At 70.4% G+C, this 18,817-nt stretch carries 16 protein-coding genes and 1 pseudogene; 3 read left to right on the plus strand and 14 right to left on the minus strand.

What is annotated here, in order from left to right:
- Positions 1-4: 4 nt before the first annotated feature.
- The 6 genes and pseudogenes from OO71_RS00915 to OO71_RS53180 form a co-directional block, all read right to left on the minus strand.
- A complete protein-coding gene (locus OO71_RS00915) occupies positions 5-3,511 on the minus strand; it encodes a hypothetical protein (RefSeq protein WP_033287628.1) in 3,507 nt (1,168 codons plus the stop codon).
- A complete protein-coding gene (locus OO71_RS00920; protein ID WP_156096105.1) occupies positions 3,508-7,611 on the minus strand; it encodes a DUF8189 domain-containing protein in 4,104 nt (1,367 codons plus the stop codon). Before OO71_RS00920 ends, OO71_RS00915 begins: the two co-directional genes overlap by 4 nt.
- 90 nt (positions 7,612-7,701) lie before the next feature.
- The gene (locus OO71_RS00925; protein ID WP_033287630.1) at positions 7,702-8,139 is read right to left on the minus strand and encodes a MaoC/PaaZ C-terminal domain-containing protein; all 438 of its coding nucleotides are present in this window, start codon (positions 8,137-8,139) and stop codon (positions 7,702-7,704) included.
- Between the two features lie 28 nt (positions 8,140-8,167).
- A complete protein-coding gene (locus OO71_RS00930) occupies positions 8,168-8,908 on the minus strand; it encodes an enoyl-CoA hydratase-related protein (protein ID WP_033287631.1) in 741 nt (246 codons plus the stop codon).
- A gap of 5 nt (positions 8,909-8,913) precedes the next feature.
- Positions 8,914-9,285: pseudogene (locus tag OO71_RS00935) on the minus strand (SDR family NAD(P)-dependent oxidoreductase); the annotation flags it as partial.
- 186 nt (positions 9,286-9,471) lie between these two features.
- A complete protein-coding gene (locus OO71_RS53180) occupies positions 9,472-9,675 on the minus strand; it encodes a TetR-type transcription factor C-terminal domain-containing protein (RefSeq protein WP_425388640.1) in 204 nt (67 codons plus the stop codon).
- On the opposite strand from OO71_RS53180, the gene OO71_RS53185 reads away from it, so the two are divergent.
- Positions 9,589-9,939 carry an amidohydrolase family protein gene (locus tag OO71_RS53185; RefSeq protein ID WP_425388641.1) on the plus strand — a complete coding sequence of 117 codons (351 nt, stop codon included), beginning with the start codon at positions 9,589-9,591 and terminating at the stop codon, positions 9,937-9,939. The genes OO71_RS53180 and OO71_RS53185 overlap by 87 nt on opposite strands.
- 6 nt (positions 9,940-9,945) lie before the next feature.
- On the opposite strand, the gene mgrA is transcribed toward OO71_RS53185, so the two are convergent.
- From mgrA to add, 5 genes are all read right to left on the minus strand, one after another.
- On the minus strand, positions 9,946-10,974 hold the full coding sequence (gene mgrA / locus OO71_RS00945) for an L-glyceraldehyde 3-phosphate reductase (RefSeq protein WP_033287632.1): 1,029 nt from the start codon (positions 10,972-10,974) through the stop codon (positions 9,946-9,948).
- Positions 10,971-12,455 carry a purine-cytosine permease family protein gene (locus OO71_RS00950; protein WP_033287633.1) on the minus strand — a complete coding sequence of 495 codons (1,485 nt, stop codon included), beginning with the start codon at positions 12,453-12,455 and terminating at the stop codon, positions 10,971-10,973. The genes mgrA and OO71_RS00950 overlap by 4 nt, the downstream gene beginning before the upstream one ends.
- Entirely contained in the window at positions 12,455-12,991 is a 537-nt protein-coding gene (locus tag OO71_RS00955; protein WP_051790871.1) for a flavin reductase family protein, read from the minus strand. Before OO71_RS00955 ends, OO71_RS00950 begins: the two co-directional genes overlap by 1 nt.
- On the minus strand, positions 12,991-14,346 hold the full coding sequence (locus OO71_RS00960) for an NtaA/DmoA family FMN-dependent monooxygenase (RefSeq protein ID WP_033287634.1): 1,356 nt from the start codon (positions 14,344-14,346) through the stop codon (positions 12,991-12,993). Before OO71_RS00960 ends, OO71_RS00955 begins: the two co-directional genes overlap by 1 nt.
- 70 nt (positions 14,347-14,416) lie before the next feature.
- Positions 14,417-15,439 (minus strand): adenosine deaminase, encoded by a 1,023-nt coding sequence (gene add / locus OO71_RS00965; RefSeq protein ID WP_051790872.1) that lies wholly within the window; start codon positions 15,437-15,439, stop codon positions 14,417-14,419.
- A 143-nt stretch (positions 15,440-15,582) separates the two neighbouring features.
- Between add and OO71_RS00970 the strand changes: the two genes are divergently transcribed.
- The gene (locus OO71_RS00970; RefSeq protein ID WP_033287635.1) at positions 15,583-16,494 is read left to right on the plus strand and encodes a LysR family transcriptional regulator; all 912 of its coding nucleotides are present in this window, start codon (positions 15,583-15,585) and stop codon (positions 16,492-16,494) included.
- Positions 16,495-16,627: 133 nt separating this feature from the next.
- Here OO71_RS00970 and OO71_RS49830 read toward each other — a convergent pair whose 3' ends face one another.
- The 3 genes from OO71_RS49830 to OO71_RS53195 form a co-directional block, all read right to left on the minus strand.
- Positions 16,628-16,765: a hypothetical protein gene (locus tag OO71_RS49830; protein ID WP_156096108.1), complete on the minus strand. Its 138-nt coding sequence runs from the start codon at positions 16,763-16,765 to the stop codon at positions 16,628-16,630.
- A gap of 114 nt (positions 16,766-16,879) precedes the next feature.
- Positions 16,880-17,116, minus strand: coding sequence for an ATP-binding cassette domain-containing protein (locus OO71_RS53190; protein ID WP_425388635.1), 237 nt, complete (start codon positions 17,114-17,116; stop codon positions 16,880-16,882).
- The gene (locus OO71_RS53195) at positions 17,113-17,514 is read right to left on the minus strand and encodes an ATP-binding cassette domain-containing protein (protein ID WP_425388636.1); all 402 of its coding nucleotides are present in this window, start codon (positions 17,512-17,514) and stop codon (positions 17,113-17,115) included. The genes OO71_RS53190 and OO71_RS53195 overlap by 4 nt, the downstream gene beginning before the upstream one ends.
- Before the next feature lie 396 nt (positions 17,515-17,910).
- Between OO71_RS53195 and OO71_RS00980 the strand changes: the two genes are divergently transcribed.
- Entirely contained in the window at positions 17,911-18,774 is an 864-nt protein-coding gene (locus tag OO71_RS00980) for a LysR family transcriptional regulator (RefSeq protein WP_033287636.1), read from the plus strand.
- Positions 18,775-18,817 lie beyond the last annotated feature (43 nt).

An 18,817-nucleotide genomic window follows, 5' to 3' on the forward strand; every position in this document is an offset into this window, starting at 1 on the left:
GCACCTAAAGGCCGAGCTGGGGCAGGCGCACGACATCGAGGAACACCGTGCGTTCTGCCAGCGGCGAGGTGGCTGGCCGGTCATTGAACTGCTCGATCTCTTCGACGACCAGGCGGCACCGGCCGGGGTCCTCGACCGCAGGGAGGGTCAGTGCGGTGCCGAGCTGGCCGGTGACGGTGTGCACGGTGCGCCAGGCAGGCCGCGCGTCGGGGCCGTCGTGAAGTGCGGTGGCCTCGACGACATCGGGGTCGGCGCCCGGGGAGACCCGTTCGATGGTCGCGCGGACCAGGTTCGGCCGGGACCCGGCCGGGCCGGTTCCGGTGACCTCGACCTTGATGCCCGAGGCATCCGCGGAGCAGGTGAGAGTGCGGTCGGGCATCAGCGGGATCGGTTCGGTGCGGACGACGGAGGACGCCTCGAGCCCGGCCACGCTCGCGCGCTGGAAACGTACGACGGCCAGCTGCACGAACGGGCTGTACGAGTCCGAAGCGAGGTCGAGGCCGACGTCCGCGTACCAGTAACCGGCCTGCCCGCTCTCGGGCTGGTGATGGACGTCGTGGGCGAGGAGCACGAACGGATACGGGACCTGGTGGGAGGTGATCGGCTGCTTCCCGGCGGCCCGGGTGACCATGCCTGCCACCAGCCCGGCGGGCGGCAGCGGGGTCGCGTGGATCGGGTCGCGGCGGACGTCCGAGACGTACGGGCGGGCGTCCACCGGTACCGGAGTGGGCGCCTCGCTGAAGACGAGCACGCCGAGCTGTTCGCCTTCACCGGTGGTATGCCACGGTTTGGCCAGCTCGACCCGGATCAGGCCACCGTGCCTGACCTTGCGGTAGCGGGTGCCTTCGCTCTGGTCCTCCCAGCGGAAGGCAGGCAGCGCAGCCCGGACGAGCGGCGGGGCGGGGCGCGCGGAACTGGGCACGGAGACGGAAAAATGGCTCTGCCGTTGGAAAGCGCTGTTCTCGCCGGGCTGGAAGTACGCCCGGAAGCGGCTGTTAGCGGTCAGCGTGTAGTCGACGATGCGGTGCCGGGTGTCGCCGAACTCGTGCCGGATCTCCGGCAGCCCGCGCGCGGCGGCGTCGAGGGCGTAGGTCCCGATTTTGTGCGTTCGCTGCCCGGCGGGTGCGTCGGCGCCCATCGGGTCCCACTCCGGCCAGGTGGCCTCGACATCGACCTGGGCAGTGCTGGGTGCATGCAGCCCGAGCAACGCGTTGCGCGGATCGGGGTCGGCCAGCAGGGCGCTCGTCTCGCCTTCCTGGCGCCCGGCGACGAGGGTTCCGCCGGGCGCGGTGAGCGGATGTTGCACCGCGTGCACGAACCGGACCGTCCGGGCCGGGCTGACCAGCGGATGCCGCCCGGCGCGCACGAGATCCCGCAGCTTGTCCAGCACATCGGCGTTGGCCGGGTCGAGCGGGTGCGCCAGGCCGGCCCCGGTGCCGAGCCAGTTCGTCATGGCGAAGAGCCCTTCGTCCGCCACGCTGCTGCTGACCTCCACGGTCAGCGATTCCGCCGGGGCGAGGCGGACGAAAGCGGTCTGCGCGTCCTTCCAGTCGACCGGTTTCTCGCCCTCCAGCCGAGCGACCAGCCGTACCGTCTTGGGCAGGAAGTCGGGCCACGCCCCGGTGGGCACGCGCCACGCTTCGCTGGCCGGTTCGCCCGGCGCGGGGCCAGCGGGGTCCGGTCGGCCGTAAAGCGTCACGCCCTGGGCCGAGGGGTCCGGGAGCCAGCTGTAGCGGCCGTCCGGGGTGTACGCAGGCGGGCTCGTGCCGCGCCGGATCCATTGCGTGTACGTGGAACCCGGCACTTCGGCGTCAGGATCGACGCGGTGCTCGCCGTCGTGAAGGCGATCGAGCGCCCCGCTTTCCCGGCACAGCACGAACGCGGCCGGTGGCGGAAGCAGCATGCGGGTGTCGTTGGCCGGATAAGGGTGCGCGGCCGCGTACTGCTCGACGTCGAGCGCATCCGGCTCGCCGGGATCGCTGCGGATCACGACGACGTCCAGCAGGCCACCCGGGCCGAGCGCGTCCCCCGGGTCGGCGACCAGCCCCGGGGGCGGCGGCAGTTCGGGCGGCGGCACCGGATCGTGGCGGCCGTAGAAGGCCGGCGGGGTGGCGGCTTCGGTCTGGTCCGGATCATCGGGCGTCAGGCCACCACCGGCCAGGTCCGCCACCCGCAACCGCATCCGGTAGCTGGTGCCGAACCGGAGCCGGGGCAGCTCCACCGGGGCGAAATCCCAGGACAGCAGACCTGCCTCGGCACCGGCCGGTGCGGGCGCCCGGCGGGTCAGCAGCCGGGGTTGCGGGCAGACCATGCTCCACCCGTCCCAGCGGACCACGGTCTCGTCGGCGACGAGGTCGAACGTCCCGTCGTCCTCGCGAACGCCCCGTACGGACGCACCATTCGCCTTGACGTGGCCCTCTTCCTCGCCGGTGACCCCGATCTGGACCTGCCTGTCCCCCGTCCGGTACGTCGCGACGCGGCGGCACACGCTCGTCCAGTTGCCGTCGGCCGCACGCACATCGACGCGATACCCGAGGACCAGGTCGTCAGCCCACAGCTCGAGATCGGCGGCCGACGGCACGGTCGCGTTCACCGACGCTGCCTGGTTCCGCGCACGCAGCACCGTTTCCCGCCCGGCTTGGAGCAGAGACAGCCCGGTGGAGCGCAGCGCAGGCAGGGTCGCGGCGCCGCCGGACGCGGTTTTCGCCTTCGCCAGCCGCAGCCGGTCCATGCTGCCCACGGCGTCGAAGGTCGCCACCTTCCAGGGGTCCGCGGCGAGATCGACCAGGCCCAGCCGGAGGTCCGACCCCTCCCGCGGGGCCGGCACGAATCGGTTGCCCGCGTAGGCGAAATGGGTTCGCGGGCTGTCCACCGTCAAATCCGGCGGCGCGTCCGCGGGGAGTGCCAGGTCCAGCCGGATCACTCCGGCAGCCGCCGCGCGCAACGGTGCCGGGTCGGGAATGTCCAGTTCGAGGATCAGCCCCAGGGCCCGCAGCACGGCCGGATGCTCCCGGAAGAGCGTGACCAGCCGGTGGAAGTCCGGTTCCTCGCCCCGGCGGGCGGGTCCGGGCGGAACCCTCGGCGGTTCCGGTGCAGCGTCCGGTACCGCGTCCAGCTGCGCCGCCACGGTGTCCGCACCGCCGCCCGCGAGCGCCGCGTTCGCGTAGATCCCTTGCACCGTCGTCACCTGTGCCGCGGTCGGCGCCACCGTGGGGTCCGGATAAGCCGCCGGAGTACGCCACGGCCGCACCGGCACCCCGGTGAACATGCGCGACCACAAGGCCGAATCCGCCTGCGGGCGCAGGGACACCGCCAGCTCGGTCTCCGGCGCGGCGGCATCGGCGGAGTGCCGGAGCGTGATCGTCGACCGGCGCAGCAGGTCCGGCCAGTCCGCGAGGCCGTGGGACTCGAGCGTGGCGGCCCCGTCCAGCCGCGGCACGAGCACCGCGCGCACGACTGTCCCGTCCCGGGTGGACCCGCCCGGGACCGCGACGACGAGCAACTGGCTCATGAGCGGAACACCTTCCGGTACTGCTCGGCTTCCTCGATCTCCGAGATCGACGGGACGGGCAGCAGGTCCGCCTCCTCGACGGCCAGCTGCGCCGGGGTGGCTTCCTCGCCGCCGCTGATCACCCATTCGCCGCTGTCCAGCTCGACCGAGTCCGACCACAGGGTCAGGTCCAGTTCGAGGACCAGGGTCGCGCGCCCGACCAGGCGGTTGCCCGACGTCTGGTAACCCAGCTGGACGAACAGCTCGACCGACACCGAGACCAGGCCGAGGATCTCCAGCGAGCCGCCGATGCGCAGGAATCCGGCGAGGGTGACCCCGCCACCGGCTTCGAGCTCGTACCGGATGCCGCCGAGCACGTGCGCCTCACCGCGCGCGACGACGAAGTCGATGGCCACTGCGGCCCCGAACTCCAGAACAATTTCCAAGCGGCTGAGGGCACCGTCGGTGAACTCGACGTCGACGTACCCGCCTCCGCCGAACATCAGCACGCTGAGGTTGAACGGCTTCTCACGGCTGGCGAATCCGATCGCGACCGCAACGGCCCCGCCCCGGAACGGCACCCTCACCTGAGCCGTGAACGCGGCGTTGCGGATGACGAAGGCGCCCACCGCCAGGTCGGGCACTGGCAGCACGTAGCGCGCGACGATGGCGCTGCCGGTCACCCGGACCTCGGGCAGCGACTCGCCCAAGCCCACCTTCTCCTGCAGTCCCTGCAACAGATCTAGCGCACCGAGGAACTCCGCCCGCAGCCCGCTGATCTTCAGATCCGGTGGCTCACCGGCCCGCTGGAGGTACTCGACGCGGTCGAACAGCAGCCGCAGCACCGGCGACTTCCACGGCAGCGCCAAAGCGAAGTCCGACACCGTGCAGGTGGTCTCGGCGACGGTGCCCGACGTGACCCGCATCGTCAGGCGTGGCTTCGGCCGCCCGTCGATCGCCTGCAGCGGCTGATCGCCGGGCGGGGTGAGTTCGACGTCCGGCCATTCCATGCTGACCAGCGGCACGCCGGTGGCCGACAGCTCCGAGACGATCGCCGGTGGCGTGGACACCCCGGCCAGCAACGACCGAAGCCCCACGCCGAGGATGGTGGCCTCCTCGGTCACCATCCGCAGCGGGTCGGCCAGACCGTCCACATTGACCAGTCCGGTTTCGCGCCCCAGCCCGGTCGCCTCGATCACCGGCGCGATCAGGCCACCCGACCGGCCGGTGTCGTCGTGGAAGTTGACGTCGACGTGGCCCTCGATGAGGAACGGCACCGCGAGGTCGCTGCCGCCCGGCTCGGCGAACCCGTCCGCGAACCGGACCAAGGCGGTATGCGTGTCCGGCCGGTCCGGCAGCAGCGAACGCATCTCGGGCAGCTCCGCCTCGAACGCCCACGACGCCGCGTAGTGGCCCGGGTTCCCGTCCGGCGGCGGACCGAGACGAGCCCGGTACCCACGGCCGTCGCGCACGCCGACGAGGTTGAGGCGGCGCACCACTTTCCGGTCCTTCGCCATCGGTGCCGGGCTTCGCACCATGTCGAGCACGGCGCCCTGGAGGTCGACGATCCCCGCCCGGAGCGTGGCCCAGCGCGCGATGAGGTCGTCGGCCACGTCGGCGCGGTCGAGCGAATCGAACGCGCGCATCGTGCCGGTTTCCGGGAACCGCGCGTCAGCGACGAAGATCATCGGCAGCTCGAAGGCGACCTCGCCGTCGGCGGTCCGGCCGCGGACCGAGAAGGTGACCGGCTGCCCGCTCCGGCACGGCACGAAATGGCTCGGAACCGGCTGGGTACCGGCTTCCCGGACGGCGGCGATCTGCTGGCGCAGCGCGGTGATCCGCTCGAAGAGCTCCAGCGTCCGGGCGGCTTGCCGGGCCTGCTCGGCCGACAGCTCGTCCACCTCCGGCTGGTCCGCGAGGTCCTCCACGATCGGCGGGCTGCCCACCCAGTCCCCCGGCATCTGCGGCAAGCCGTCAAGTTCGGCCTGTGCACTGTCCAAAGCGGACGTCAGCTCGTCCGGGTCCAGCGGCAGGCGGTCGTAGGAGTGCCAGTGCCCTGGCGCGTCCTCCGGTCCGGCATCCGGGTCGTCGAGCGAAAGCTGGACGGTGGTGGTGATCTCCAGTTCGTCGAAGGGCAGCACGCGGGCCAGGCGCTCGTCGGCGGCGCGCGAACGCACCGGCTCGGTGACGAGCAGGTACCGGTTCGTGCGCAGCACCGCGATCGGCGTGTCCTCGGCCGGGCCCGGGATGCGTTCGGTGATCTCGACGTATTCGGCCCGGTGCCCGGTCGGGTACAGCAGCCCGCGCTGCAGGGTCCGGACCTTCATGTCGCGGCCGAGCGTCGTCTCGTGGTCCCATTCGAACGACTCCCACCGGCCCGCGACGGTGACCGACCCGCCGAGCGCGCTCAGCTCCAGCCTGCCGATCGCGGCGGGCGAGCCCTGCGCGACGATCAGCCGCCGCCGGGAAAGGCCCAGCGCCGACGAAAAGCCGTCGTCCTCGCCGGACGCGAGCCCGCGCAACCCCAGCTCCGTGCCGGGCGCGGCGACCAGCCGGGTACGCCACAACCCGACCACGTCACCCTGCCCGAGCGGTTCGGTCTCGTGGACCGCGACCGGTGCACCGTCCACTTCGGACACCAGGCCGGTGGTCAGCTCGACGACGCTCCGGTCCTCGCCGTCCTCGGGTACGGCACCCGCCGCCCACGCGGCCAGCACCCCGGCGACCGACAGGTCGACCTCGGCAGCGACCTTGACGGCCAGCCGGCTCGAACCCGCCAGGCGGCTGCGCCAGACCGGGAATCCGGCGTCTTCGGTCGCCGGGACCAGGCCGGTACCCGACGCGTTGACCTCCTCGCCGACGTGCTGCGGAGGCAGCGTCACGCCGAGAATCGCCGAGCCGCCGTCGATCCCCAGTACGACGAGATCCTGCGGGCGGCGCACCACGAAGTCCGGCGGCGGCACCGGAACCGGCGCCGGCTCCACCACCGCGCTGGTGTCCGGCCAGGCTCGTGTGCTCCAGCCATGGGTCCCGTCGAACCATTCGAGGAGCGAACCGTCCTCGCCCCAAGCAAGGAAGGTCGGCCCGCGCCCGGCGAGCCCGGTCAGCATCGCGATCTCCGACGCGACCCGCCCCAGGTCGCCGCTCTTGCGCCACACGTTGTGCGGCGAGAACCCCAGCGAACCGTCCCAGCTCCACGACTCCGCCGTCCCGTCGGTCCGCGTGGCGATCAGGCCGATCTGGTCCTGGGTCCCGGTCACGTGCAGCGCGCCGGTGAACGGTCCGGTGACGATCGGCCCGTCGGAGTACCACCGCCCCTGGTGCACCGGCCCGTCGTGCTCGGGGTTGTCCCAGTACTGCGCCCGCCCGGACCAGCCCCAGTGGTTGATGTCGCCGCCGTCGCCGACCGCGAACACGTCGATGCGGTCGGGGCCCCACCGCTCGGCCACCGGGCGGGCGGCCACGCTGCCGCCCAGGTACTCCGTCCGCCTGCCCTCCCCCGCGTGAAAGGTCCCCGTCGCGGCCAGCTCACCCGAGCGTGCACGGACGAAGAACTCGGGCTCCCCACCGGGAATCACCCAGGGCTGACCGGCGGCCTCCACCCCGAGCTCCTCCGGGACCGCCCAGTCGTTCTCCACCGTCGACCATCGCCGGATGCCATCGCCCACCGCCCGCGCGAACACGTCCACACGAGCCGGGTCGAGCACGACCGCCACCGGGTCAAAGGCACACCGCCACCCCGGCCTCGGCGGCTCCGGCCCGGCCATCGCCCCCGCACCGGCGTCCCACCACCAGTGCAGCAATGTGCTCCCGGCACCCCGGGCAAAGACGTCGACCCGCCCGTCCCGGCGCGAAACCGCGACCGGATCGGACCGCAGCACGCCGCCGAGGCTTTCGACCCCGCTCGCGGGACCGTCCTCCCACCAGTGCACCAGGGTGTCGTCCGGCGCACGGGCGAACAAATCGCGCCGGCGCCCGTTCATCGTCACCGCAGCAAGCCGCCCCGGGCGGCCGTCGAAGGTCACCGCCACCACCGGCGGCGGGCACTGGCACACCCCGGACAGGTCATGGCAGCCGCCTCCCACCTGCGGGCGGTCCCGCAGTTGCCTCGAGCTCGCCACGCGCGGATCAGCGCGACCTACGCCATGAAGGGTCGCGGCGCCGCTGATCTCCGTTACGGCAGGAGGCCCACTCCGTTCGGGTGAACTCGCTCAGGGACGTTGCCGTACCAGCGTCACCATGTCACCGGACTGGACGACCTCGCCCTCCTGGTTCACCACCTCGACGCGCTGCACGACGACACCGCGGCCGGGCTTGCTGCTCGCCCGGGCCTCGACCACCTCGTTGCGGGCGTGGACGGTGTCGCCGATGAAGACCGGGCGGCGGAACTGCCACGACCGGATTTCGAGGAACGCGATGAGGGTGTCGTCGAAGCGTCCGGTGCGTCCGCGCAGACCCACCGCCAGCGACAGCACCAGGGCTCCGTGCACCACCCGCTGCCCGAACGGCGTCGCCTTCGCGTATTCGGCGTCGGTGTGCAGGGGGTGCATGTCCCCGGACAGGCCGGAGAACGTCACGACGTCGGCTTCGGTCACGGTGCGCGCAACCGTCTCGAACATCTCGCCGACAATGAAGTCTTCGAACCACATTCCCACCGTGGACTCCTACTCTCCTCCGTCATGAGGTCTGGCGGCGGCGCTGTGACCACATCTGGGTCGCGCGCTCGAAATGCAGCGCCGCCTCCCAGCCGATTCCGGGCGGTCCGGCCTCGGTGCGGAACGAACGCACCGCCTCGCGCGCCAGCTCGGGATCCTTGGCCGGGCGGGATGCCAGGCGCAGGGCGACCTCTTCGACGTCCGCGTCGTCCACGGCGGTCCATGCGAAACCGATACGTACAGCGTGTTCCCCGTCGATTTCCTCGCTGAACAGGCCCATCGCCGCGGTCGCCTCCCGCCCGGCCGTCCGCGCGGCGATGGTGAAGAAGCCGCCACCGGGGTGCAGGCCGATCCGCAAGAACCCGGCCAGCAGGCGAGCGTTGCGCCCGACGACCCGGAGATCGGTCGCCAGCGCCAGGTTCATTCCGGCGCCGACGGCCGCACCACGAATGGCCGCAACAGTCGGTACCTGAAGGGAACCCACCCGCATGAACGCGGAGTAGACGCGGCCGAACTCCTTGAACGTCGTGTCCTCGGCCTGGTCTGCACCGGGAATCCAGCGGCGCCGATCCGCACCGGAACAGAACGTGCCGCCCGCTCCGCGGATCACAGCCGCGCCGATCGACGCGTCGGCATCGATTTCGTCGCACAGGTCGGACAGTTTCGCGCCCAGTTCGGGGGTGAGCGCATTCTTCACCTCGACGTTGTCGATGGTGAGCACGGCTACCCCGCCCGTGCGCTCAAGCGTGACATCTCCGCCCATCTCGCTCATCCCCTCGGCCCGCCGGCCACGTAAAGCACTTGGCCCGACTCCTCACCGGCGAAGAACGAGACCACCGCCGCGACGTCGTCCGGAGTCCCGATCGGCGTCCTCGTGAACCCCCGCAATCCGGCCTTGGCCGCCGCGTGCCCGCGGTTGCCCAGCCCTGACGCACTGGACATGGTGACGATCCGCCCCCAGCCCTGCTCGCTCGTGTGCGCTTGGGTGGCCCGGGCCTTGAGGAATGCGCCACGCAAATGGACTCCCATCACCTGGTCCCCATCACCGGCGCTCATTTTCGCCAGCAGATTGTCTCGGATGGTCCCGGCATTGTTCACCAGAATGCCTGGCACACCGAGGCCGTCGGCGACCGCCTCGACCCGTTCCCGGCTCACCACATTTACCTCCTCACCGGTAGCCACCACGTTCCGGATCGATCAGAGACCGACCAGTTGGTATGTTACCAAGGTAGTGAAGCACCGGCCGTCATGTCAACGAGTACCGGTGGCTTGCCCGCTGCCCTCTTCTCAGTTGTCCGTACCCGGCAGAACGAAGAGGACGGGCCTTCAGCGCTTGCGGGTTTTCGCCGGGAAAGAACCGTCTTTGAGGCCGTCGACAACCAAGGTGCCGAACATCTCCCCGACTTCCCGCGGCGTGAGCTCACCGCGCGGGTCGAGCCAGTTCTGCGTCCAGGCGCCGACCCCCAGGAACGCGAAGGCGAGCGCCTTCGGCGGGCCGAGCACGTCCACCCGCCCGGCCGCACCGGGCACGAGATCCTCGACCTCCTGGACTCCGCGGGCGCCGACCTCACCCGCGTGGTACTCGGGCACCAGGATCCGTCGCTCGCGCATCCGGACCTCGAGTTCGGCCGGGCCCTGGACTATCAGCGGTCCCTCGCCGACCGCGGCTGCTACCGGCTGGTTCAGCGAATACCTGCGCCGGGGAGGCGTGACGCAGGACCAGATCGACCGGATGACAATCGGCAATCCCCGCCGCCTGCTGACGATTCCCGGGTTACGACCCGATTCGGCTGAGCCGCATCAGTCCACACTGGACTGATGCCACAGATTGATCCCCAGATCAACAGCTTCCTTGTCGATCGCCGCAAGTTCGGCCGGGTCGAACTCCAGATTGGCCGTCGCAGCGAGGTTGTCCTCCAGTTGCCGCACGCTGGACACTCCGACGAGCACCGACGTCACCCTCGGGTCCCGCAGTGCCCACGACAGGGCCAGCTGCGCCAGGGATTGGCCGCGCTCGGCGGCGATCGTGGCGAGGCTGCGGATCCGGGACAACGCGTCGTCGGTCAGCATCGACGACTTCACCGAACCGTTGCGGGACGCGCGGGAACCGGCCGGGATGCCGTCGAGGTAGCGGTCGGTCAGGAGTCCCTGGGCGAGCGGGGAAAAGGCGATGCACCCGGTGCCCAGTGCGCGCAGGGTGTCGAGCAGCTCGTCCTCGATCCAGCGGTTGAACATAGAGTACGACGGCTGGTGGATGAGCAGCGGAGTGCCCATCTCCCGGAGAATCCGGGCGGCCTCGGCGGTGCGTTTCGGGGAGTAGCTGGAGATCCCGGCATACAGGGCGCGGCCGGAGGTGACGGCGGTGTGCAGTGCACCCATCGTCTCTTCCAGCGGGGTATCCGGGTCCGACCGGTGGGAGTAGAAGATGTCCACATAGTCCAGTCCCGTCCGGGCGAGTGACTGGTCCAGGCTGGACAGCAGGTGCTTGCGCGACCCCCATTCGCCGTAGGGGCCCGGCCACATGTCGTACCCGGCCTTGGTCGAGACGACGATCTCGTCGCGGTACCGGGCGAGATCCTCGGCCAGGATCCGGCCGAAATTTTCCTCAGCGCTGCCGTACGGCGGGCCGTAGTTGTTGGCGAGATCGAAGTGGGTGACGCCGAGGTCGAAGGCGCGCTGGAGGATGGCGCGCTGGGTGTCCAGCGGGGTCTCGCCGCCGAAGTTCTGCCACAGCCCCAGCGAGATCGCCGGAAGGGACAGCCCGCTGCGGCCGGCCCTCCGGTACGGCAGCTGTTCGTATCGTGCGGGTGCCGGCTGGTATTCCGTCATTTCACGCCCTCTGCTTGTGGTTCGGTGGCCGGTTGGGCCGGGACGGTTTCCTGAGTGCGGACGGTGGCCCGGCCGAGCAGCACATAGCCGGCGAAACCGAGCGCCAGTGCGATCACGACCCCCAGGTTGGCCGCCGCCCACTGCCCGGACGTGCCGCCGAGGCCGAGCGGGCCCAGCAGGTAGCCCTGCCACGCCAGCCACGGTGCGACGCTGTTGGTGACCAGGCCCCAGCCGATGCCGGACGGCACGACCACGAGTGCGACGGCCAGCCACCGGGTGCTGCCGTACCGGCCGCGGTTCGTGAAGAGGTCGGCTTCCACGTAAGGCCGTTTGCGCAACAGGAGGTCGCCGAGAAACACCCCGCACCACGCTGCGACGGGAACGCCGAGGGTGATCAGGAACCCTTGGAACGGCGCGAGAAAGCCGGTGGCGAAGAAGATCACGTAGATCGACCCGGCGAGCATGATGCAGCCGTCGACGCCGACCGCGGCCCACCGGGGCATCCGCAGGCCCACGTTGAGCAGCGCGAGCCCGGACGAGTAGATGTCCATGACCGCCCCACTGGCCAGGCCGAGCACGGTCACCACGGCGAACGGGACCGGGAACCAGGTGGGCAGGATGGTGGTCAGGGCACCGACCGGGTCCTGCGCGATGGCCGTGTTGAGGTCCGCCGACGAACCCGCGAGCAGGATCCCGAACACCAGCAGCACGGCCGGGCCGAGCGAGCAGCCGAGCACGGTCCACCAGACCACCCCGGCGCCGGAAGCCGAACGCGGCAGGTAGCGCGAGTAGTCGGCGGCCGCGTTGACCCAGCCGAGGCCGAACCCGGTCATCGTGAAGATCAGGGCCCCGACCACGGCCGGCGCTCCCGCCGAGGGCAGCTGGCCGAGCTTGCTGAAGTCGATGTGCCCGGCGGCGAAGGCGATGTACAGCACGGTCAACGCGCCGGCGATCCAGGTGATCCATTTCTGCATCCGCATGATGAGGTCGAACCCCAGGGTCCCGCCGGACACGATCAGCCCCACGACGATCGCCAGCGCGACGATCTTCGTCCCGGCGCCGCCGTTCCAGCCGAGCCGTTCGAAGATCGTGGCGGTGGCCAGCACGGCCACGACCACGAGCGCGGTTTCCCAGCCCACCGTGAGCAGCCACGACACGGTGGAGGGAAACCGGTTCCCGCGCACGCCGAACGCGGCCCGGCTGATGGTCATGGTCGGTGCCGACGCCCGCTTCCCGGCGATCGAGACGAGCCCGCACAGCACGTACGACGCGACCACTCCCGCCAGCGAGACCAGGGTGGCCTGCCACCACGAGATGCCGAAACCCAGCAGGAACGATCCGTAGCTCACCGCGAGGACCGACAGGTTCCCGGCGAACCAGGGCCAGAACAGGTCCCGCGGCTTGCCTTTCCGCTCCGCCTCGGCAATCTGGTTGATCCCGTTCAGCTCGACGCTGAAACTCGGGTCCCGGTTCGTGGACATCAGGCCTCCTCGGCAGGGGCGGGCCGGTCGCCGGCGGGCCGGAGCCGCCGGAACGACGAGCCGTGGAACACCAACGGGTCCGGCCGGGGATCCGCTCCGCAGCGGAGCACTTCCAGCAGCGCGACGGTGTGGTCGCCGGCCGGGAACTCACCGGCCACCGCGCATTCGAACCAGGCAGGCGCCCCGGCGACGAACAGCGCCGACGTGCCGGCGCTGCGCAGCGGGACCTCGGTGAACCGCTCGGCGCGGTCGGCTGCCCCCAGCCGGCGGGCGAGCCCGCCGTGGTCCGCGGCCAGCACGGAAACCCCGATGACCGCAGCGGATTTCAGCACCGGCCAGGTCGCCGAAACCCGTTGTACCGCACAGGACACCAACGGCGGATCCATCGACACCCCGACCGTGAAACTCGCTGCCACCATGCCCTGCGGTTCCCCCTCGACCCGCGCCAGCAGCGCGACGATCCCGGACGGGAACGACGAGTAGACCCGTCGCAGCTCCGCGGCGTTTCCCTCGTACCGGGCCAGGGAGGCGGGCATCAGGCGCCCGCTTCCCGGCCCGGCCGGAACTGCGCCGCGGGATGGTCGGCAGGCAGGTGCGCCGAGCCGAACAGGCGCTCCCGGAACGTGCCCCGGCCGTAGTTTTCGCGGACCAGGCCGAGCTTCTGCAGCTCGGGGATGACGTCGTCGACCAGGTCCGCATACGAGCCCGGGGACACGAACGGCGTGTAGTTGAATCCGTCGAGCCCGGTGTCCTCGACCAGCCGGCCGATCTCTTCGGCCAGTTCCTGCGGGGTCCCGGTGAGGATGAACTCCCGCATTCCGCGGCGCAGGAAGTCCGCGGTGGCCTCGCGGACGGTGCTGTCCTTGTACCGCTCCACCTGGGTCCGGCCGCCTTCGGTGCGCACGGTGGAAAAATGCGCGTCCGGATCGAGGGCGGCCAGGTCGATGCCGGTCATGCTCGCGTAGTAGACGCGCGCCGCCTCGGGGTCCACATAGGACAGATAATCGTCGAGCTTGCGTTCGGCCTCTTCCCGGGTGGGCGCGGTGACCACGGACAGGCCGGAGATCGTCTTGACCGAATCCGGGTCGCGCCCCTGCTCCCCCGCCCGGCGCCGGAGGTCGGCCACCTGCTCTCGCAGCATCGGCGCATCTTTCCCTTGCAGGAAAACCAGTTCCGCGTTGGCCGCGGCGAACGCCCGCCCGGTCGCGGACGCACCGGCCTGGACGAGCACCGGAACCCGCTGGGGCGAGGGTTCGCAGTTGAAGTACCCGGTGGACCGGTAGTACGGCCCTTCGTGCACCACCTGGTGGATCTTCGCCGGGTCCGCGTAGCGCCGGGCCGCCTTGTCGGCGAGCACCGACCCGTCCTCCCAGGATCCTTCCAGGAGCTTGTAGCTGAGCGTCAGGAAATCCTGGGCCATCGCGTACCGCTCGTCGTGCGCGACCGGCTCCCGGCCGAACAAGTCCGCCACGACCGCGCTGCTCGTGGTCACGACGTTCCAGGCGATCCGGCCGCCGGTCAGGTGATCGAGCGTCGCGAAGCGGCGGGCGTTGGCGTAGGGCTGCTCGAACGTCGACGACGACGTGACGGCGAAGGACAGGTGCTCGGTGGCCGCGGCCAGCGCCGGGATCAGCAGCATCGGGTCGTTTTTCGGGATTTCCACCGCCTGCCGGAACGCCACCTCCGGCGTTTCGCCGCCCAGCGACGGATAACCGTAGGAATCCGCGAGGAAAAGGAAGTCGAAGAACCCGCGTTCGAGCAGCCGGGCGAGCTCGATCCAGTAGGACAGGTCCTTGTAGCGGTGCGTGTGCTGGTCGGGGTGCGCCCAGACGCCTTGGCTGGTCAGGTTCACCCCGTTGATCTCGAAAGCCCCGAGAATGATCTGTTTCATGGTTTCTCCGTGCACGAGAAGGGACGCGCTGGTGGGTGGCGGCGCGGGAATGGCTGGTACCCGGGCGAAATCAGCCCGGGGACGCGGCCAGCCACGCCGCGAGTGCGTCCTGATACCGGCTCCTCGTGGCGTCGCTCATCCCGGCCACCAGCAGGCCGTTACGGGCGATGCCGGCCAGGTCGGCGTCGCTCATCCCCCACTGCTCCCGGGCGACGCGGTACTGGTCGACGACGCTCGCGCCGAACCAGAGCTCGTCGTCCGCATTGAGGGTCACCGGAACTCCGGCCCTGATGAGCGCGGGCGCCTCGTGCTCCGGCAGCGAACGGCTCACCCCGAGACCGACGTTGGAAACCGGGCACACGTCGCACGCGATCTGCTGGTCGGCCAGGCGCTTGAGCAAGTCGTCGCTGGACACCGCACGTACTCCGTGCGACAGGCGCGTCGCCCCGAGCTCGTCCAGCGCTTCGAGGACACTGTCCGGGCCGCCGGTCTGCCCGGCGTGCGCCACGACCTGGAGTCCCGCGGCGCGCGCGATGTCCGCCGCCCGCGCGAACCTGCCGAGCCCGGCCGGCTCCTCGAAGCCCGCCGTCCCGAAGGCAGTCACCCCGTGGCCGGCGTACTGCGCCGCGAGCCGCGCGAGATCGTCGGCGATCGGCAGATCCTGGTCGGTGTTGACGGTGAGATTCGCCCCGACCTCGATCCCCGTTGCGCGCCCGGCATCCTGCAGGGCCGTCACCATCACGTGGGTGACCTCCGCCAGGCTGCCCAGCCGGGGCGCGTACAGCTGCGGCTCGATCGCCGGCTCCAGGTACCAGACTCCCTTGGCCGCTTCGGCGCGAACCAACTCCGCGCACAGGCCGGCAAGGTCGGCCAAGTGGTCCACCAAGGCGGGCATCGTCACGTACGCGGCGAAGAAAGACCACACATCGGGAAAACTCCGCGGCACGTCGAAGTCGATCCCGCGTTTCGCGGCGAGCGCGCGGACGGCCGCCAGCGGATATGAGCCGTCGAGGTGCACGTGGACGTGCGCCTTGGGCAGCGCCACGAGGTCCCGCCCGGCTACCGGGTGCTCGGCCGACCGTTCGTTGTCCACGGGACTCCTCGGGATTCAGGCGGTGCTTTCCTGCATTGCCGACCGTAAGCCGCGCCCGAACCCGGCGGCAAATACGCTTTGCGACTGTGGTTATAAGATGCTTGAATAACCTGCGCTGGCCCCGGTGAAGAGGTGATGGCACGGTGGAACTTCGGCAGTTGCGGTACTTCGCCGCGGTCGCGGAGGCACGCAGCTTCACCGCTGCCGCACTCGAGCTCCACGTGTCGCAGCCCGCGTTGAGCCAGAGCATTCTGCGCCTGGAACACGAACTCGACTGCACCCTTTTCCTTCGCAACAAGCAAAACCCCGGCGTCGGCCTGGTGCTGACCCCGGCCGGGCGGTCCCTCCGCGAAGACGCCGCAGGAATCCTCGAGGCCGCCCGCCGCGCCGAAGGCCGCGCCCGGCGAGCGGGTCACGACGTCGAACGCATCCGGGTGGCCATCGGTTTCGCCTCGAGCACCCCGAGCCACCTGACCCTCGCCGCGGTGAAAGTGCCCAGCGTCGAGGTACTCCCGGTGCACCTGGTGTGGGGCGAGGAACACGCAGCGCTGCGATCGGGGCGGGTGGACGTCGCCTTCATGCAATACCCCGTCGGTGCCGCGGCGCCGGACTACGCCGCCGTCGGAATGGCGCTTTCCCCGCGGGTCGCCCTGCTGCCCGCCGGCCACGCCCTCGCCACGAGGCCCTCGGTGTCGGTCCTCGACATCGCCGGTGAGCCCATCCTGGACCCCGGATTCGGCGACACCCCGGAAATGAACCGCGACTACTGGCTCGGCGAACCCCGCCCCCACCACGGCGACGGCCCGGTCGTGGTGGGGCCCCCGGTGCGGACGGTCGAGGAAATGTGCGCGTTCGTGGCCGCGGGCAAGGGAATGGCGATCACGTCGGGAATGCTGGCCGAGCATTACCAGCGCGCCGACCTGGCGTTCGTGCCGATCGAGGACCTGGAGCCGGTGGAAGTGGGTCTGGTGCGGCTTCGCGACGATCGGCGTCCGCAGGTGGTGGAGGTGTTCGAGCAGCTGAAGAAGTATTGGTTACCCGGCCGTCATCCGTGATGCGGCTCAGTTCGTCGCAGGTGCCGAGCCGGTGGCGCATGCGGTGAGTGGCGGACATGAACCGAGACCCAGCCGCCGGTTCCGGTTCGTCGGAACGTCGCGGTTTCGTAGTCATCGGCGTAGACGTCCGGTGTTAGGCGGCACCGGTGTCGAGGGCGATGGCGGGTTTCCTGACCTTCGTGACGTACCGGTAATCACTCGCGATGTGCCCGGCAAGCCCGACCGCGTTCACACCCCGGACGCCGTTCCGGGCGATGTGCTCGTCGGTCAAGCCCAGAACGTCGATAACCGTGATACCGACCCCAGCCCGGTAGGACAACGCGCCGTTGGCGAAGGTGGCGATGGTCGCGCCCGGGGCAAGCGTCCGCTTGACCCAGTCACGTGGTCATCCTTCTTCCCCCGCCTTGCTCTTGCCCGCGCCGACGACGGCGAAGAAGACGTCCTCCAGCGTCGGCTGCTTTTCGACGTATTCGACCTCGGCAGGAGGAAGCAGCCGCTCGAACTCGGCGAGGGTGCCGTTCACGATGATCCGGCCCTCATGCAGGATCGCGAGCTGCTCGGCCTCGTCGAGGTGCCGGGTCGTCAGCAGCACCGTGGTCCCGCTCGCGGCGAGGCCCGTCACGACGTCCCACACCCGGTCCGCGCCGCCGGATCGAGCCCGGTGGTCGGCTCGTCCAGGAAGATCACCGGCGAACCCCCGATGAGGCTCATCGCGATGTCCAGCCGCCTGCGCATGCCCCCCGAACAGGTCGCCACCCGCCGCCCGCTCGCGTCGGCCAGCGAGAACCGCTGCCGCAGAGTGTCCGCGACCGCGCCCGGATTCCCGAGGCACCGCAGCCGGGCGACCAGGACGAGATTCTCCCGGCCGCTGAGGATCTCGTCGACCGCAGCGAATTGCCCGGGGAGGCTGATGGACTCCCGCACCTTCGCCGGCTGCGTCGCGACCTCGAAACCGTTGACCCCGGCCGTCCCCGCATCGGCGTTGAGCAACGTCGCGAGAATCCGCACCGTCGTGGTCATGCCCGCCCCGTTTGGACCCGAGCAACGCGAAAATGCTGCCCGCGCCCCGCAAGACCGGCAGCTTCCCGTACGACTTCTCGAGACCCCGGACCCGGATAGCCGGATCAGCCGCCGCCCGGGCCGTCATGCTCCTCCCCCGGAACCGCCCGTGTACATCCCCATCGCCATTGTCCTCCGCCTCCTGCTCCGGCCGGCTGCCGGAGGCTTCCGCCATCAGCCACCGGTGCCCATCGCACCGGGACGGTCTTGCCCGCGCCCGGCCGCCACTGCGAATCCTGCCGCCGACGCGGCGAGCCACCGTCGCGTCGCCCAGGCATCTCCGACTCCACATCGTGTTCACCGCAACGATTCCCGGAAACACGGGCTACCCAGTGGCATCCGGCCTATCATCTACAGATGGAACTTCGGCATCTCGAGGTCTTCGTCACTGTTGCGCGGGAGCAAAATGTCACCAAAGCCGCTGCAGTGCTGGACTTGACTCCTTCACCGGTCAGCCGGACTGTGCGGGAGCTTGAGCGGGAGCTCGGGAAAGTGTTGTTCGAGCGGCGGTACCACGAGCTGGTCATGACCCGGGCCGCGGAAGAAATCCTCCCGACTGCGCTCGAGATGCTTCGCCTTGCCGGCGTCGTGCGGGATGAGGAGCCGAAACCGCTCCGGCTGGGCAGTACACCTTGGGCCGCACAGCGTTTTGCCGATCGGCTGCGCAGGGCGGCGGCCGAGGTGCAGACGCAGTTCGAGATCGACGAGGCGATGTCCAGTGAGCTCATCCGCCGGCTGCAGTTCGGGGAGCTGGATCTCGCGCTGGTTCATCTGCCGCTCGATGTGCCGGGGATCAAGTGCCGGGTGGTCGCGGAGTACCGGCATTATCTCGCCGGATATCCGCTGCCGGACCGAAACCGGCAGGACCGGCCGGTGCTCGTGCTGCCCGCGGTGCTCAACGCCGACGCCACGGAGCGGATGGTGCGGCACCTCACCGAAGCCGGGCACCGGCGCGTCGGGCAGATCGAGTTCGCCGAGCTCGTGACTGTCCAATCGCGACTGCGCCGGACGGGCGAGCTCCTCGTCATCCCGAAGGCGAAGGACACGGCGACCGGCGCGCTGCTCGATCTCGACGAACTCGAATTCACCGAACTCGACGACCACGGCGAGCGCATGCAACTGGGCGTCGCATGGCGGGCGACGGACGCCTCGAAGACCGGGTGCCTGACGACTCTCGCCGACACGCTCGCCCCGCCGGGCCGGGCACCCGCCGTCGTCTGATCCGACGACCTCGACCCGGACCGGCCGGCGTGAGCCCAGCGAT

The sequence above is a fragment of the Amycolatopsis jejuensis genome (assembly GCF_000717335.1).
Lineage (GTDB): Bacteria > Actinomycetota > Actinomycetes > Mycobacteriales > Pseudonocardiaceae > Amycolatopsis > Amycolatopsis jejuensis.